The organism is Sneathiella sp. P13V-1 (assembly GCF_015143595.1).
GTDB lineage: Bacteria > Pseudomonadota > Alphaproteobacteria > Sneathiellales > Sneathiellaceae > Sneathiella.
Window position 1 is genome coordinate 165,484 of record NZ_WYEU01000004.1, and the last position, 17,136, is coordinate 182,619.

Here is a 17,136-nt window from a genome sequence, read left to right on the forward strand (position 1 = left end):
TATGGGGGCTGAGAACTAGCTGGTTAGGATGGATTTGACAAATTCTTGAGATTTGTTTTTCAAGATGTTGATTTCATTTTGAATGTGATTTGCGGCAGTTAGAACTTCGTTCGCTCCGATTGCGGTATCTTCAGCGCTCTTCCGTACACTTTCCATATTCTTGAAAACAAGATTTGTACTGTTGGAGGCTTCGTTAATGTTGCGGCTGATTTCATCTGTTGCTGAGGATTGTTCCTCAACTGCAGCGGAGATCGCTTGAGCAATTTCCTTTAAAGTATCCAGAGATCCGGTGATTTCATTGACCGCGGTTACAGAGGATAAAGTTTTTTCCTGAATGTCAGTGACCTGTTCTTCGATATCCTGCGTCGCATTGGTGGTTTGTTGCGCCAGTGTTTTTACTTCAGAGGCGACAACAGAGAAGCCACGACCAGCTTCACCCGCTCTTGCCGCTTCAATGGTGGCGTTCAGGGCCAATAAATTGGTTTGCCCAGCAATGTCGCTGATTAGCTTAACAACCTGATCAATGGTTGCCGCAGACTGATTAAGTTCATTGATGCGGTTCGTGGTATGTGTGGTGTTGTTTGCCACTTCTTTTGTTTTTTCAAAAGAACTAGTCACCTGACGAGTTATCTCCTGAATGGACGCAGATAGTTGCTCTGAGGCAGAGGCAACGGTTTGAACATTAACGTGAGTTTGCTCGGATGCACTGAACACTTCTTTCGCCTGTACTTTATTGACTTCAGCGTGCTTGATCAGTTCTTGGGCTTGAGCATTTGTTTGAGACGTTGCACTCGACAGGTTTTCGATGACTTTCAAAACGTGATCTTCAAACTCTTCAGAAAGCGACTGCAGTTGCTCTTTGCGTTCAATCTCTTTTTCTTTAATGCCAACGGAAGCCGAATTGATAATTTCTGCTGCGTTGCCAAAGTCTCCCAAGATGCCTTGGGTCATGAAAGTGCGATGATACTCTTTGCGCATGGCTGATTGCAAAGAGGCGCTGGATTCCCGCACGAACGCGTCAGCCAGATCAAGGGTTTGATTAAGCTTTGAAAGAGTGGGGGTCAGTTCACCGAAGTTGTCCCAATGAACAATTCTTTCAGAGAGATTGCCGTTCGCAGTATTTTCAACCAGGTCCGTAATCGCCTCAAATGCACGTTCATAGAGTGACAGCTTCTCCTGCAACTGAGCAGTTGACTGATCATCATTGGACGCGTTGAAGTTTTTCGCGTTACTTTTTTTCTTTAAGCTGAACATGTTACTTCCCCAGTGACCAGACAAATTGGCTATACGTCATGCCGGCATCTTCCAGCATTTTTTGCAGCATGCCTTCACTTGCTTCCAGGCCATCTTTGCGGTTGCTGTGCTTGTTTTCTTCAATAAGCAGTTGTTTGTAGATATCGCTAATTTTATCAATCGCGGATCTGGTTGGAGATCTGCGGTTTGAGTGATAGCCGTTTATCTGCCCTTGTGCATCGTAACTTGGGGTAACGTGAGCGATAACCCAATAGTACTTACCCGACTTAGATCGATTTTTCACATAGGCGAATATCTCTTCTCCTTTGGATATGGTGTCCCAAAGAAGTTTGAAAATGACCCGTGGCATATCAGGGTGCCGGATTAAATTGTGAGGTTTGCCGATAACTTCATCAGTAGACATTTCCGCGACGCGGCAAAAAACGTCGTTTGCATAAAGGAGTTTTCCGGATTTATCTGTTTTAGAAACAATGATTTCATCAGGGCTGAAGGTGATTTCTTCATCCACTGTAACTATATCAAAATTGTTCATAGTGATTTAATAACCGCTGGATACTAAGTGATGGATACTAAGTGATGGGTACTAAGTGATGGGTACTTGCTTTCGCGTTATGTCCATTTTGGTATTGTTTAATATCAATCATTATTACAGCTTAAAGGTTATGAAAAAATTAATGTTCTAATGCTGTCGAGAGAAAAATGCAAATGAAAATAAGTTGTCTAACTATTTGAATTATAACGATATATTATTTTTAGTTACATATGTGACTAATATCACTAAATTTAAAAATAATATCTAAAAGTTAGTCTATAAGTACTAGTGATATTAATTGTATGATTGCTCTATAATAATAGAAGAGAATTGTTCTTACTACAGCTCAAAGAAGAGGCGAGACGCAAATAAAAATTGCTCACATAGACTGGAAATGTGGGTTTTTTGACCACAGGTGATGTTGGGGCCTTGATCAAAGTCAACGATTTTGTTTACGCCTTATGGGAGAATTGGACATAGATGACTGGACGAGTGGTGGTCGCTTAAAAGAGAAGGTGATGTAATGCTGGCACTAGATGAAATTAAAGTAGAGCTCGAAAAACGTAAGCTGATTTTGAACAAGCGTGTGAGTGAGATGGAAGCCGCACTTCGTTCTGAGCATAGTACAAATTTTTCCGAACAGGCGCACGAGCGTGAAGATGAAGAGGTGATGGAGCGTCTTGAACAAGAAGCCCTTCAAGAGATTGAGGCGATCAATCATGCGCTCACACGTATCGAAAACGATACTTATGGGGTTTGTTCCGTTTGTGGCGGTGATATTGGTGAGAAGCGCTTGAAGGTTCTGCCATATGCAGGTCTTTGCATTAGTTGTGCTGAATAAGAAGTAATTGAACTTCAATAAGAGCCGCGCCTTTTATGCGCGGCTTTTTTTATGCCTGCTTGGCGAAAGGTATCTTTTGTATCCAGCATCTTAGTGCTAGGTTTGCCTGCGAGTAAAATATGTAAGTCAGAAGGACTTGGAGTGGAATGAAAACAGGTGGTCAACTGATTGTAGAATGCCTTGAAGCGCAGGGTGTTGATCGGGTTTTTTGTGTGCCGGGTGAGAGTTATCTCGCTGTTTTGGATGCGTTGCATGACAGTGACATAGAAACGGTTGTTGCCAAGCAAGAAGGCGGGGCCGCCATGATGGCAGAAGCTGACGGCAAGCTGACGGGACGTCCCGGCATTTGCATGGTGACACGGGGGCCAGGTGCGACAAACGCAGCGTCAGGTATTCATGTGGCGAAGCAGGATAGCGTCCCGATGATCATGTTCGTGGGACAAATTGGCCGCCGCATGAAAGGACGTGAAGCCTTTCAGGAGGTGGATTATCGGCAGACATTTGGTGATCTTGCCAAATGGGTCGAAGAAATTGACCATGCAGACCGTATCCCCGAAGTAATTTCTCACGCTTATCATGTAGCCATGAGTGGTCGCCCAGGTCCTGTGGTGATTGCATTGCCGGAAGATATGCTCCGCGATGTGGCAGATGTAGAACCCGCACCTTATATTGAAGTGGCAGATCCTGCTCCAACTGAAGAGGCTATTGCCGGTGTTGTTGATCTTTTGAAAGAGGCTAAAAACCCTTTCCTTCTTTTAGGGGGAACGCGTTGGACAGAAGAAGATGTCGCAACAGTGCACAAGTTTGCAGAAGATTGGGGTCTGCCGGTCGGTTGTTCGTTCCGCCGTCAGCAGTTGTTTGACCATACGCATCCCAATTATGCGGGCGACGTAGGTCTGGGCATCAATCCCGCGTTGAAGAGCCGGTTGGAAAATAGTGATCTGGTTATCCTTCTCGGTGCCCGTTTCTCTGAAAACCCAAGTCAGGGTTTCTCTTCCTTTGATATTCCGGTGCCCAAGCAAAATATCGTGCAAATCCACAGTGGTGCAGAAGAGCTTGGTCGTATCTACCGGGCCAATGTTTCTATCAATGCCACACCAGGTACTTTCCTGAATGCAATGATGAAAGAGGCAACGCCTGAGGGGCGTGCTGTTGACCCAACCGTTCATGAAGAATATCTGGCTTGGACATCTAATCCACCTAAGATTCCTGGCGATGTCCAGATGGGTGAAGTTATGAAGCACTTGATAAAGGTGCTGCCTGAAGATGCGATTATGGCAAATGGGGCAGGGAACTATGCCATTTGGTTGCATCGTTTTTGGCCATTCCGGAGTTTTGGCAGTCAACTGGCACCAACCTCTGGCTCTATGGGCTACGGTTTGCCAGCCGCCGTTGCAGGTGGTTTGCGTTGCCCGGATAAAGAAGTTTTCTGTTTTGCGGGTGATGGGTGTTTCCAGATGACCATGCAGGAATTTGGAACCGCCATGCAATATAGATCCAAAGTCATTGTGCTGCTGATCGATAATGGCATCTATGGTACCATTCGAATGCATCAGGAAAGGGAGTATCCTTCCCGAATTTCCGGTACGGATATTCTAAACCCGGATTTTGCGGCGTTGGCAAAGGCCTATGGGGCTCACGCAGAAACTGTTGTCAAAACCGAAGAGTTTCCCGCTGCGTTGGAGCGGGCGCGGAATTCGAAATTTGCTGCACTTATCCATATCAAGATTGATCCAGAAGCGATTTCCCCAACGGCAACTATCTCAGGCTTGAGAGGGAAATAATCCTTTGTAAATAACGTTCTAAACCCTCGTGCGAAAGTGCGAGGGTTTTTTTATTGGCAAAACCGTATTGACAGCGGCAAATAAACTTTCTAACGTTTGTTAGAAACAAAAATAAATAACAGGGAGCGGTCAACTAAGTTTGACCCGTGATCGACCAAAATGGTGGAGCTGATATGGCAGTAATAGAGAGTAAAATCGATCCGCACTCAGATCAATTTGCCCATAATGCTGGCGCATTTGAAGAGTTGTTGGACGCTTGGCGGGAGCGCATGAGTGAAGCGGTGGGCGGAGGTCGTGAAGCGCTAGTTGAGCGTCATCACAAACGAGGTAAAATTCTCGTCCGAGATCGTATCGACCGAGTTATTGATCCAGGAACAGCTTTTTTGGAACTCTCTCCACTGGCGGCTTTCGGGCAGTATGGAAACGAGGTCCCGTCCGCAGGAATTGTGACAGGTATCGGAATTGTCTCCGGTACTCCTTGTATGTTTATTGCCAATGATGCCACGGTTAAGGGGGGATCCTTCTTCCATGAGACGGTGAAAAAGCATATCCGTGCCCAGGAAATTGCCTCTAATCATCGTTTGCCATGTCTGTATTTGGTGGATTGCGGTGGGGCGTACCTGCCGGAGCAGGATCGGGTTTTTCCTGACAGGGACCATTTCGGAAACACTTTCTATCGTCAGTGCCAGATGTCAGCTGAAGGCATCCCTCAGATCTCTGTTGTTTTCGGTGGTTGTACGGCGGGCGGCGCTTATATCCCTTCGCTTTCTGATCAGGTGATCATGGTGAAGGATAATGCCCGCATTCATCTTGGTGGGCCTTCCATTGTAAAGGTCGCGATTAACGAAGAGGTCGATGGTGAAACGCTGGGCGGTGCGGAAATGCACAGCACCGTTTCGGGTGTGAGTGATCATTTGGCGGAAAATGAAGAGGAGGCGCTTGCACGTCTTCGTGACATTGTCGCCAATTTGAATATGGAGCGTATTGCGCCGCCGTTGGGTGAGGCTTTGCCCCCAAGACATAGTCCGGAAGAGCTGACAGGCGTCATCAATAGTGATCGTAAAATCCCTTACGATGTGCGTGAAGTCATCGCACGCCTTGTTGACGATAGTGATTATCAGGAGTTTAAGCCTGCCTGGGGAGAGAGTCTGGTTTGCGGGTTTGCGAAAATTCATGGTTATCCCATTGGTGTCATTGGAAATAATGGCGCGCTTTTTTCAGATAGTTCTATGAAAGGGGCCCAGTTTATTCAGCTGTGCGATCAAAGAAATATTCCAATCCTGTTTTTACATAACATTACAGGCTTCATGGTTGGATCCGAAGCAGAGCGTGGCGGCATCGCGAAAAACAGCGCGAAAATGGTCTATGCCATGTCGACCGTTAAGGTGCCGCGCCTGTCTGTGATTATTGGCGGATCCTACGGGGCCGGGAATTATGGCATGTGTGGTCGTGGTTTCAGGCCGGACTTCATGTTCGCTTGGCCAAATGCAGAACTTGCAACCATGTCAGCGGATATTGCGTCCAACGTGATGCTGGAGCTTCGCAGAGGCAAGCTGGATGGTAGTGCCGCGGCGCAAGAAGAGCTGAACGCACTGGAAAAATCGGTGCGGGATCAGTATGGCCGACAGAGCGATCCCTATTACGCGACGTCCAGATTGTGGGATGATGGAATAATTGCGCCGTCGCAGACACGGGACATTATGGGGCTTTGCCTTTCAATCATTCAATCAACACCTAATGTTGATCAGTATTCACCAGTCTATCGGATGTAAGGGGGCGATATGTTTTTTGAAAGTGTATTAATCGCCAACCGCGCCGAAATTGCCTTACGCCTTATCCGGGCGGTTCAGTCATTGGGATTGGAGGCGATTGCCGTCTATTCGGAAGCGGATAAGAATGCCCCTCATGTGAAGGCTGCAGACAAGTCGGTCCAATTGGGGAGAGGGGAAACCTCAGACAGTTACCTAAATATGGAAAAAATCCTTGATGCCGCAAATAGGAGCGGTGCAGGTGCCATACATCCGGGATATGGCTTCTTTTCTGAAAATGCGAATTTTGCCAAATCCTGTGAACAGGCTGGAATTGTCTTTATCGGACCGAAAGCGGAAATCATCGCTGATATGGGCTCTAAAATCGCAGCCAAAGAAAGAGCAATTGTTGCTGGGGTGCCCGTCGTCCCCGGGTATCAAGGCGGTGAACAGGATGATGATCTTCTGATTGCTCATGCCGAGGAGATTGGTTTCCCACTCCTTGTCAAAGCTAGTGCTGGCGGCGGTGGGCGCGGGATGCGTGTCGTGAATGAAGCAGGAGAGCTGGCGGAACAGATTTCTCTCGCACGTCAGGAAGCAGCCGCAGCTTTTGGCGACCCTTCATTGTTGCTTGAAAAATATGTGCAAAAAGCACGTCACATAGAAGTTCAGGTTTTGGGAGACAATCATGGCAACGTCATTCATTTGCTTGAGCGCGATTGTTCCATCCAGCGGAACCATCAGAAACTGATCGAGGAAGCGCCAGCTGCAGATTTCCCGTCTGACGTTCGGGAGAGGATGTTGACCTCTGCCGCTGAACTTGCAAAATCAATAGGCTATAACAGCGCTGGAACTGTGGAATATATTTATGATCCTGAAACCCAGGATTTTTATTTCCTGGAAATGAACACTCGCCTTCAGGTGGAGCATCCAGTTACCGAAGCCATTACCGGTATCGATTTGGCCCAGTGGCAAATTCGGATTGCCAATGGTGAAGAGCTCTCTATTACTCAGGAAGAAATCAAATCTGACGGATGGGCGATAGAAGCGCGTGTTGCGGCAGAAAACCCAGAAGAGGGATACCTGCCGCAAACTGGATTGGTGCATACCTATCTAGAGCCATCAGGTATCGGCGTGCGTATTGATAGTGGTATTTCAGAAGGTGTCGCTGTTTCTCATTACTATGACAGTATGCTCTCTAAAGTAATCGTGCATGGTCGAAACAGGGATGATGCAATTGCGAAACTAAGCAGAGCATTAAGTCAGTACCGGATTGCAGGTGTAGGGACAAATATCACTTTCCTTTCTTCAATTTTGAAATCGGAAGAGTTCGTAAAATCAAACCATTATACATCATTCTTAAAAGATAAGTTTGAAGGAAGCTGGCAAGGTGTGAAAGTAAGTGATGAGGTGCGACTGATCGCGTGCCTTGGTAATCATCTTTCCAACACACGGAAAAATACTGGTTCAGTATGGGGACGTCTTGAAGGATGGCGCGTGACCAAGCCTGCAGGCCGAAATCCCGTGAGCTATTACTTTGTTGTTGAGGAAGGAAGCGCTCCTAAAAGGCTCGAGATTACCGAAACTGATAGCAGTTACTGTCTGAAAATGGGAGATGAAGCACAGTCTGAATTGATCCTCATATCTTTGGACGCATCATCGATTACAGTTGATAGCGACGGCATGAATATCACTTATCCTTTGAGGCATAATGATGGGCTGACAACTGTTTTTGAAGGGGCGCTTTCTACGTCAGTTAAACTCCTGTCGCCGGAAGAGGTGCTTCTGGGTATCCAAGGGGACATTGGCAGCGGCGGGAATACCGTGCAATCCCCCATGCCGGGATTGATTGTGGAAATACTGGTTAAGCCTGGTGATGCAGTTAAAAAAGGCGATACGGTTATCGTTCTGGAAGCGATGAAACTGATGCAAAAGCTCACCGCATCTACGGACGGTACCATTTCTGAAATTTATTGTCATGAGGGTGACACACCTGAAAAAGGCTCGCTGCTCGTTACTATCGAACCTGATAAACCTGAAGAATAAGCTGAGAAAATAACATGGAAAAAAGTATCTATTTTAGTGAAGAGCACCACATGCTGCGGGAGCAAATCGCGCGCTTTGTGCAGGAAAAAGTGATGCCAAACGGCGACCTTTGGGAAGCCGATGGAATGGTGCCGCGTAATGTTCTAAAGGAAATGGGGGATCTCGGCTTCTTCGGTATTCAGTATTCTTCGGAATATGGTGGGGCGGAGATGAGCGTTCTGGGTTCTGTTGTCTTGGCGGAGGAGCTTGCAAAATCCACTTATGGCGGTTTTGCTGTCACGGCTTTGGTTCATACCGACATGGCGTCACCACATCTTTATAATGCAGGTAACTCAGATCAGCTGTCTGAATATATGCCAGATATTATTGCAGGTGATAAAATCACAGCGGTTGCAGTGACGGAGCCAGATGCAGGATCAGATGTTGCGGGTATGAAAACACGCGCTGTTCAGGATGGCGACTATTGGGTACTGAACGGCAGTAAAATGTTCATTACGAATGGTGTGCATGGCGATCTGTATTTCGTGGCGGCGAAGACAGACACGTCTGCAAAAGGGTCACGCGGGGTGACGATTTTCATTGTTGAGAAAGGTACCGAAGGTTTCAGCGTCGGGCGTAAACTCAACAAAATGGGCTGGCTTTCCTCTGATACCGCTGAGCTCGTGTTTGAAGATGTCAGAATACACAAAGACTACATTCTGGGTGAAGTGAATAAAGGTTTCTACGCCATTATGAAAAACTTCCAGAATGAGCGGACAGTCCTTGGGGCACAGGCCATGGGGGAAGCTGACAAGGCGCTTGAGCTGACACTGGATTATGTGAAAAACCGTAAAGCCTTTGGTCAAACTTTGTGGGATAAGCAAGCTATTCGCCAGCGCCTCTCGAAACTTCAAGCTGAAGTCGCGGCTGGTAAGCAACTTTTATATCATTCTGCGTGGCTTGATAGCTTGGGGCAGGACTGTGTGAAAGAGGTATCCATGGTGAAGGCTTACTGCGGTGAACTTGTAAATCGCGTGATGTATGAGTGTCAGCAGTTCCATGGTGGTTTTGGGTATATGCGTGAAGCCCCCATTGAACGTATGGTTCGTGATGCCCGTATTCAGTCTATCGGTGGTGGCGCAACTGAGGTCATGCTGGAAGAAATCGCTAAGCGTTCATAAGGAAGGGGTTTTATGCGCGGAAAACGATTTACCAGCCAAAAACTGTAGTTTTCTGCGGATCTTTGGTCTTTTAATCTGAATGGGTCTTCTATATTAAAGGCTGGACAATTAGGGGAGCTGCTTTTAAAAGCTAAACCTAACGACTGTTTTGTAAATATGTGGAAGACCTTTTCGATATGACGATCAAGGATATTGTATTTATTGCCCTATTTGCGGCTTTAACTGCGGCTCTTTCTATTGTTCCCCCGGTTAATGTTCCGGTGATCAATGTTCCAATTACGGCGCAGACATTTGGTGTAATGCTTGCCGGTGGTGTGCTTGGTGCGCGCCGTGGTGCTCTTTCTATGATTTTGTTCCTGGCTTTGGTGGCGGTTGGTCTCCCATTCCTGTCCGGTGGTCGTGGTGGCGCCGGTGTCTTCATGGGTGCAAGTGGTGGTTTCCTTATTGGTTGGGTAATTGCAGCCTTTGTCATTGGTTACATGGTCGAAAGATCATGGGAGAAACTGAACTTCGTAACCGCCATGACGAGCAGTGTCGTTGGTGGTATCTTAATCCTTTACGCGATCGGTATTCCGTGGATTGCTGTAGTTGCAGGTATTTCCATTGATAAAGCGGCTCTTTCTGCAATTGCCTATGTTCCAGGTGATTTGGTGAAAGCAGGTCTGGCCTCTATCATTATGATTCAGGTGAAACGCGCTTACCCGCTGATTTCTGTTAAAGCCTAAGTGCTTTTAAAGGCGGCCTTCAATGATTTCATTAAAGTCGGTAAAGGTTGCCTTCGAAGGGCGGACTGTCCTTGAAGATATTAATCTGGACATCAACGAAAAACGTGTTGGTGTCATCGGGTGGAATGGGTCGGGCAAAAGTACTTTTGCCCGGCTTTTAAATGGCCTGCAAACGCCGACCGCTGGCTCAGTCACCATTGACGGTGCCGATACCGCAAAAGCGGGCGGGCATGTCCGGCGAAAAGTCGGTTTTGTGTTTCAGAACCCAGATAATCAGATTGTATATCCCGTCGTCGAAGAGGACCTGGAGTTTGGTCTCAGAAACCTCAATATTTCCAAAGAAGAGCGAAAGCGCCGTATTGACGAGATTTTTCAGCAATACGGACTTGATCATCTTCGCAGCAGAATGACCCACCGTTTAAGCGGAGGTGAAAAACAGATGATCGCCTTGATGGGGGTATTGGTCATGCATCCGGAAATTATTGTGCTGGATGAGCCGACAACACTTTTGGATCTGAAGAATAAACATAACCTTTTATCCGTTTTGCATGAGCTGCCTCAGCAGATCGTTATGGTAACTCATGACCTTGAATTGCTGAGTGATTTTGATCGTGTTCTGTTTTTTCATGATGGGAAGCTTTATGCGGATGGCGAACCTGAAGAAGTTATCGCAACCTACAGAAAAGTGAGTGGCGTATGCTGACACTTTATGTAGCTGGGGATACCTGGGTCCACAGATTGCCTGCTGGATTTAAGATCCTGACCCTACTCGCCGCGGGTACGGCGCTGTTTCTGGTTCAGCGTCTGGATATCATGTTAGGCGCGTTTGGCGTAACAGTGCTTCTCTACATTTTCGCAGGGATCCCATTTGCAAAGTTTAAAGATCAGATAAAGCCGCTGATATGGATTATGGTACTGATATTTATCGTGCAAATCCTCATCGCGGATATCTGGGCGGCTTTGTTTATTGTGGCGCGTTTCAGTTCTTTGATCCTGTTTGCATCTTTGGTGACGTTGACCACCAGAAGCGAGCAGATGATTGATGTCATTGAATGGGCGCTGCATCCTTTCAAAAAGTGGATCCCCGTTCATAAGATCAGCCTCGCCATTTCTCTCACCTTGCGTTTTGTTCCCCTGCTTCGGGACGTTACGGCAGAGGTGCGAGAAGCACAGCGGGCAAGGGGGATGTCTCGCAATTTGATTGCGACCATTACACCTGTCATAATCCGAACCTTGAAAACGGCTGATGAAGTGGCCGAGGCCATCGAAGCGCGCTCATTTGGTCAAGATGAAAGACGATAGGTATGGAAAAGCAGCAGGCTGGTAAAATCTGGTCGCAATTGAAAACGCTTTTTCAAGAACGTCATTCCGTTCGTGCTTTTCTGAATAAACCAGTTCCAGAAAATCTCTTGGCTGAGATCTTCGAAAATGCAGCCAGATCACCAAGTGGCGGCAATTTGCAGCCTTGGCAGGTGTATGCCGTATCCGGCGCGCTTAAAGACAGGCTGGGCGCCGCAATTCAGCAGGCTTATTGGGACAAAGGGCACACCTCTCCGGATGAATATTCCTATTATCCTGAAACGTGGGTTGAACCCTATATAACGCGGCGGAGTGAAGCCGCACAGCAACTATTTGGCGCACTCGGTCTAGGGGCGCGGGATGTTAAAGAAAAACGGGTACAGCAAGCCAAGAATTATGATTTTTTCGGCGCACCTGTCGGCTTGATCTTTGTGATGGATCGGGATCTGTCACAAGGGAGCTGGCTGGATATGGGGATGTATATAAACTCCGTGTCAATGCTTGCAAACGCGGCAGGATTAGGCACTTGCCTACAGGCCAGTTTTATCTCCTACCCTGAGGTGATCCGGCAAGTTCTTGAAATACCGGAAGATCAGATCATTCTGTGTGGCATGGCAATTGGGTATGAGGATACAAGCCAAGCCGTGAATGACTTTAAAACGGACCGGAAAAGCATTTTTGAGACGGTTGTTGAGAAAAACAGTTCATTGCAGGATCTGGGGGCGCGGTTTCTTGGAAATGGTCACATTTTCAAAAATAGGACGGCTTTAAAAATTGGCGAAACATCTGTTTCCTGGGCTGAGTTTGCCAAAAAAATTGATGAGCAGGCAAGCCTGATTTCTTCCAAATATGCGGGGAAAAATGAGCTGCCTTTGCTTTTGGGAAATTCACTGGATTTTGCCGTTCTTTTTACCGCGGGGCAGGTGGCAGGTAAAAATGTACAGGTTCTTGATCCAGCTTGGCCACAAAACTGGATAGATGACGTGGCTACCGGAAGCCGTATATGCACTGAACTTCTGCCCACTAATCAATCCGATCGGAAGACACATAACGACAGTATAGATGTTGAACAACCTTTCTATACTGGCTTCACCTCTGGCAGTACTGGGCGGCCAAAAGGCTTTGTGAGAAGCCAGAAATCTTGGCTTGAAAGTTTCGAGATTGACAGGGTCGAGTTTGGCATGACGCCACATGACATTGTGGCCTCAATCGGGAACTTCTCTCATTCACTACCTCTTTATGCCATGGTGCGCGCGTTGTATGAGGGGGCGACTTCAATTTGTTTCCCATCGTTTCATCCAGCTAAAGTTCTGCAGGAATTAGAAGCTGAGCAGGTCACAATACTGTATGCCGTTCCGACCCAATTGGATGCTTTGTGCCGTGCGGCGAGCGGGCAGGAAAATCTTGAACACGTGAAATGGGTTTTGTCTTCTGGGGCAAAATGCAGTGAAGAGCTGTATCGGAAGTTGAGGCAGTTGTTTCCAAATGCGGAGCTGGCTGAATTTTATGGAAGTTCAGAACTGAGTTTTATCTCAGTTGCGAAGAAAAACGAGAACATTCCAGACGCTTCGGTTGGCCGTGTTTTACCAATGGTCAATCTTCAGATTAGGGACGCCAACGATAAAGTCTGTCCGGCCGGTGAAATCGGGCGGGTCCATGTGCAAAGCCCTTTGCAGTTTCTTGGGTATTTGGGGCATTCCTTTATTAATCGTGAGGATGGTTTGTACACGGGGGATACCGGTTATGTGGATGAAACGGGGTGTTTGTATCTAACCGGCCGATTTGATCGCATGTTAAATGTGAAAGGGCGCAACATCTTCCCCGAAATGATCGAGCAGTGTCTTATTAAAATGAAGGGGGTGGCCTCTGCTGCGGTTTTTGGGATTGATGATCCAAAGCGTGGACAGGACATTGTGGCGGTCGTTGAGACAACATCTGAGATCACTTTTAAAGAGGTGAGGGAGGCCTGCCGTCAGTATCTTCCCGATTATGCACTCCCAAGAAGGGTATACCGCACAGATGCCTGGCCGATGACCAGTTCAGGGAAAACAAACTTTCCGCTGCTGAAAAGTCAGTTAAGTGCGGGTGAGTTGGAGCGGTTAATATGAAGCACTGTTACGTTGTTGCTGCAAAGCGTACCGCTGTTGTCCCTCGTGGTGGTGCCTTCAATCATTTGCAAGCGGATGAACTGGCTGCGCCGGTGATAAGTGCTCTGCTGGAAGAGTTGCCTGAAGCTGGTGGTCATGTTGACCAGATTATTATGGGGAACGCTTTGTACGGCGGGGGCAATCCCGCTCGGCTGGCTGCTTTAAGGGCGGGGATACCTGAAGGCGTTCCAGCTCTCACGCTTGACACGCAATGCTGCGCTGGGATGGATGCTGTCCGTCTGGGCGCAAATTTTATTCGAACAGGAGAGGCTAGGGCCGCAATAGTTGGGGGACTTGAAAGTTATTCACGCTCCCCCATCAGATCGAAGCGTCCGATGAATAAGGATGACAAAGCTGAACCCTATCTTCGCCCTCCTTTTACCCCTTGGGCAGAACGGGATCCTGATATGGTGGCTTCTGCAGGTGATTTGTCAGCAGAATTGAACTGCTCAAGAGAAGACCAAGAAAAGTATGCTCAAAGAAGTCACGAGAAATCGTTGGCGTCACAAGGTTTTATTTTAAAGCAGATTGTACCGGTTGAGGGCGTCACATCCGACAAATTCACCAGAAGACTGTCACCGTCCCTCCTTAAGAAGTTACCTGTTGTCTATGGCAAAGAACCTTATGAGCTCACATCAGCGACTATCGCGGTGGAAGCAGATGCAGCCGCGGCTCTTTTGTTGGTTAGTGAAGATGTTTTCGAGAAGCTGGGGGGAGCCGGGTGCCTAATCGAGCACTCTGTCAGTGTCGGAACGGATCCCGCAAAACCCGCACTATCTCCCCTAAATGCTATTCAGACTTGTATTAAGAAGGCTGATATCGAACTTTCAGATATCGCTTTATTTGAAATGATGGAGGCTTTTGCGCTGCAAGGGGTCTTGCTTGAGAGATTTTTAGGTGAACAAGCCTCTCATAAACTCAACAAATGGGGGGGAGCATTGAGTAGGGGGCATCCCATTGGCGCATCTGGCGCTATCAATTTAGTGCATATGTTTCACCAACTAGTTGATATGCCAAAGGGAGCGCGAGGTCTCGCTTCTATTGCGGCTGCAGGCGGGCTTGGTAGTGCTCTAATGTTGAAGGCATTCGGCAAGTGATTCGAAAAATGTGTGAAAAAATAGTCAAATAGTATTAAATATTTAGTTTCGAATATTGAGTTCTTGTATGCCTAATAATTAGTCATATGTGCTAAATATTTGTGCAATATTTCCATAAACTAATACTAAATTAGTAATTGAAATGACGCCAAATGACTTTATCCTTAATGTTAAGGTCTTGTAAACTTGGCGGGCGCACTCTTTTTCTAACGTTAGGAATCTGAACCTTGGAAGATTTGTTCAGAAGTACCGTTAGGTGATGAGTATGGCTAATTTCTTTAAACTACGAATTTCACAAAAACTCCCTCTTCTTGTTTTGGCTGCGTCCCTTTTCCTCGGGTTGGGTATGGGAATTACGGGCTATATTCAAGGGTCCAATTCCTTGGATAAGGCAACAGAAGAAAAACTTCTGGTAACCGTTCAAGAGAGAAAATCTTCTCTGGAAAGCTATTTGAAAAACATTCAGGAAGATTTGTATATCATCTCAAGAAGCTCAAATGTTGTGGATGCGATCACTAAATTTAATGGTGCATGGAGCCAGTTAGGTAAAGATCAGACTGCGTATCTTCAGAAGAAATACATTGAGGAAAATGAATATCCTTTGGGCCAAAAGGAAAAACTGGATTTTGCTTCAGATGGATCGATTTACAGTTTCACTCATAAAGTATTCCACCCCTGGTTCAGAGATATTCAGCAAACACGTGAGTTTTACGATATCTTCCTCTTCAACAGTAAAGGGGATCTTATCTACAGCGTCTTTAAAGAAAATGATTACGCGACAAATTTTGTGAGCGGGAAGTGGAAAGACAGTGGGTTAGGCGCAGTTTACCGGGAGGCTATGGCCAATCCAGAAGTTGGATTTGTTGCCTTTCAGGATTTTGCCCCTTATGCGCCCAGTAATGATGCGCCTGCCAGCTTTATTGCAACACCAGTTTTTAGAGGTGATCAGGCAATCGGTGTGATTGCCTATCAGATGTCAATTTCGCGTCTAAATGCTTTGATGAATGACGCAACTGGTCTTGGGGAAACTGGTGAAGCCTACATTGTCGGCACCGATAACCTCATGCGTAGTGACAGTCGTTTTTCAGATGAGAGTACGATTTTGAAACGCGAGATCAAAACCGAAGCTGCATCAGCTGCTTTAAGTGGGAAGTCAGGCGCGCTAAAGGGTATTGATTATAGAGGCGAGCGAGTGAAGTCTGTATATAATTATATTGATTTCCTTGGTGTTCGCTGGGCTGTTATTGCTGAGATTGATCAAGCAGAGTTTTTCGCACCAATTTCTTCGATGCGTAATAACATGCTGATGATTGGCTTAGGTCTATTGGTTCTTGTATGCGCGGTCGGATACTTGTTCTCCCGTCAAATCGCAAATAAGCTGATTGAGATCACCCAAGCGATGATGCAACTTTCAGATGGTAATCTGGATGTTGAAGTGCCAGCACAAGATACCGGTGATGAAGTTGGCGATATGGCTCAATCACTTCAGGTGTTTAAAGATAATGCGATTGAGCAGAAGCGTCTGGAAGCGGAAGCTAAAGAAGCAGAAGCGGCGGCTGCTGAACGTGAACGTATAGAACGTGAAAGAGAGCAAGAACGCCTTGAAAAAGAACGTGAGCGTGAACGTCTTGAGGCAGAAGAGAAGGCCGCGCGCGCAGAGAGAATTACTGCGATTATCAAAGAATTTGAAAGTCGTATCTCATCCATTATGGAAACATTGACTGGATCAGCAAATCAGTTGCAGGTTACAGCCAATGACCTTGTAGCAACGGCTGATGGAACCCGTAATCTGTCAGGTGATGTATCTGTCGCCTCGCAAGAAGCCTCTTCAAATGTTCAGACTGTGGCTTCTGCAGCAGAAGAACTGTCAGCTTCAATTGGTGAAATATCACGTCAGGTAACACAGGCAACTGATGTCTCTGAAGAAGCTGTCTCTGAAGCTGAAAGTACAACTACTTCGGTTGGAGATTTGGCTAATGCTGCCAAGAAAATCAGTGAAGTTGTTGAAATGATCAGTGACATTGCTGGGCAGACAAATCTACTCGCTTTAAACGCTACGATTGAAGCGGCTCGGGCTGGTGATGCAGGTAAAGGTTTTGCCGTAGTGGCATCAGAGGTGAAAAGTCTGGCGACGCAAACTGCACGGGCAACTGAGGAAATCGCTCAGCAAATCGATGGAATGCAAAATGCAACTAATGGCGCAGTTGAGGCCATTAGTAAGATCGGAGATGTGATCCGTACCATTCGTGAGGCCACTGTTGGGATTTCCTCAGCTGTGAATGAGCAGAATGCAGCAACGACTGAAATTTCCAGAAGTGTGCAAGAAGCGTCGAATGGTACCTCTCAAGTAAACGCCAAAATTAGCGAGGTTTCAGAGAAGTCTGAAGAAACCGGTCAGGCGGCGAATAATGTACTGTCTGCATCAGAGGCTTTGGAAAGTCTGTCTAAAGACCTGAATGGCGTAATTGATAGCTTCCTGAACGATATCAGAGCTGCTTAGTCA

13 protein-coding genes are annotated in these 17,136 nt (G+C 46.8%); 11 read left to right on the forward strand and 2 right to left on the reverse strand.

Annotation, left to right across the window (positions count from 1 at the left end):
• Window positions 1-15 precede the first annotated feature (15 nt).
• Both GUA87_RS16305 and GUA87_RS16310 read right to left on the reverse strand, forming a co-directional pair.
• Window positions 16-1,254: a methyl-accepting chemotaxis protein gene (locus GUA87_RS16305; protein WP_193717684.1), complete on the reverse strand. Its 1,239-nt coding sequence runs from the start codon at window positions 1,252-1,254 to the stop codon at window positions 16-18.
• A 1-nt stretch (window position 1,255) separates the two neighbouring features.
• Window positions 1,256-1,786 (reverse strand): PAS domain-containing protein, encoded by a 531-nt coding sequence (locus tag GUA87_RS16310; RefSeq protein ID WP_193717685.1) that lies wholly within the window; start codon window positions 1,784-1,786, stop codon window positions 1,256-1,258.
• A gap of 523 nt (window positions 1,787-2,309) precedes the next feature.
• Here GUA87_RS16310 and GUA87_RS16315 point away from each other — a divergent pair.
• From GUA87_RS16315 to GUA87_RS16365, 11 genes are all read left to right on the forward strand, one after another.
• Window positions 2,310-2,627 carry a TraR/DksA family transcriptional regulator gene (locus GUA87_RS16315; RefSeq protein ID WP_193717686.1) on the forward strand — a complete coding sequence of 106 codons (318 nt, stop codon included), beginning with the start codon at window positions 2,310-2,312 and terminating at the stop codon, window positions 2,625-2,627.
• Window positions 2,628-2,773: 146 nt separating this feature from the next.
• Complete coding sequence (locus tag GUA87_RS16320; protein ID WP_193717687.1) at window positions 2,774-4,411, forward strand: thiamine pyrophosphate-binding protein; 1,638 nt, start codon at window positions 2,774-2,776, stop codon at window positions 4,409-4,411.
• A gap of 173 nt (window positions 4,412-4,584) precedes the next feature.
• Window positions 4,585-6,183 carry an acyl-CoA carboxylase subunit beta gene (locus GUA87_RS16325; protein WP_193717688.1) on the forward strand — a complete coding sequence of 533 codons (1,599 nt, stop codon included), beginning with the start codon at window positions 4,585-4,587 and terminating at the stop codon, window positions 6,181-6,183.
• Between the two features lie 9 nt (window positions 6,184-6,192).
• Window positions 6,193-8,205 (forward strand): acetyl/propionyl/methylcrotonyl-CoA carboxylase subunit alpha, encoded by a 2,013-nt coding sequence (locus GUA87_RS16330; RefSeq protein WP_193717689.1) that lies wholly within the window; start codon window positions 6,193-6,195, stop codon window positions 8,203-8,205.
• A gap of 14 nt (window positions 8,206-8,219) precedes the next feature.
• A complete protein-coding gene (locus GUA87_RS16335; protein ID WP_193717690.1) occupies window positions 8,220-9,365 on the forward strand; it encodes an acyl-CoA dehydrogenase family protein in 1,146 nt (381 codons plus the stop codon).
• A gap of 176 nt (window positions 9,366-9,541) precedes the next feature.
• Window positions 9,542-10,090 carry a biotin transporter BioY gene (locus tag GUA87_RS16340; protein ID WP_193717691.1) on the forward strand — a complete coding sequence of 183 codons (549 nt, stop codon included), beginning with the start codon at window positions 9,542-9,544 and terminating at the stop codon, window positions 10,088-10,090.
• Between the two features lie 22 nt (window positions 10,091-10,112).
• Window positions 10,113-10,793, forward strand: a complete 681-nt coding sequence (locus GUA87_RS16345) for an energy-coupling factor ABC transporter ATP-binding protein (protein WP_193717692.1) — start codon at window positions 10,113-10,115, stop codon at window positions 10,791-10,793.
• Window positions 10,787-11,392, forward strand: a complete 606-nt coding sequence (locus GUA87_RS16350; RefSeq protein ID WP_193717693.1) for an energy-coupling factor transporter transmembrane component T family protein — start codon at window positions 10,787-10,789, stop codon at window positions 11,390-11,392. The genes GUA87_RS16345 and GUA87_RS16350 overlap by 7 nt, the downstream gene beginning before the upstream one ends.
• Window positions 11,393-11,394: 2 nt before the next feature.
• Window positions 11,395-13,497: an AMP-binding protein gene (locus GUA87_RS16355; RefSeq protein WP_193717694.1), complete on the forward strand. Its 2,103-nt coding sequence runs from the start codon at window positions 11,395-11,397 to the stop codon at window positions 13,495-13,497.
• Complete coding sequence (locus tag GUA87_RS16360; RefSeq protein WP_193717695.1) at window positions 13,494-14,633, forward strand: thiolase family protein; 1,140 nt, start codon at window positions 13,494-13,496, stop codon at window positions 14,631-14,633. The genes GUA87_RS16355 and GUA87_RS16360 overlap by 4 nt, the downstream gene beginning before the upstream one ends.
• Before the next feature lie 265 nt (window positions 14,634-14,898).
• The gene (locus tag GUA87_RS16365; RefSeq protein ID WP_193717696.1) at window positions 14,899-17,133 is read left to right on the forward strand and encodes a methyl-accepting chemotaxis protein; all 2,235 of its coding nucleotides are present in this window, start codon (window positions 14,899-14,901) and stop codon (window positions 17,131-17,133) included.
• Window positions 17,134-17,136 lie beyond the last annotated feature (3 nt).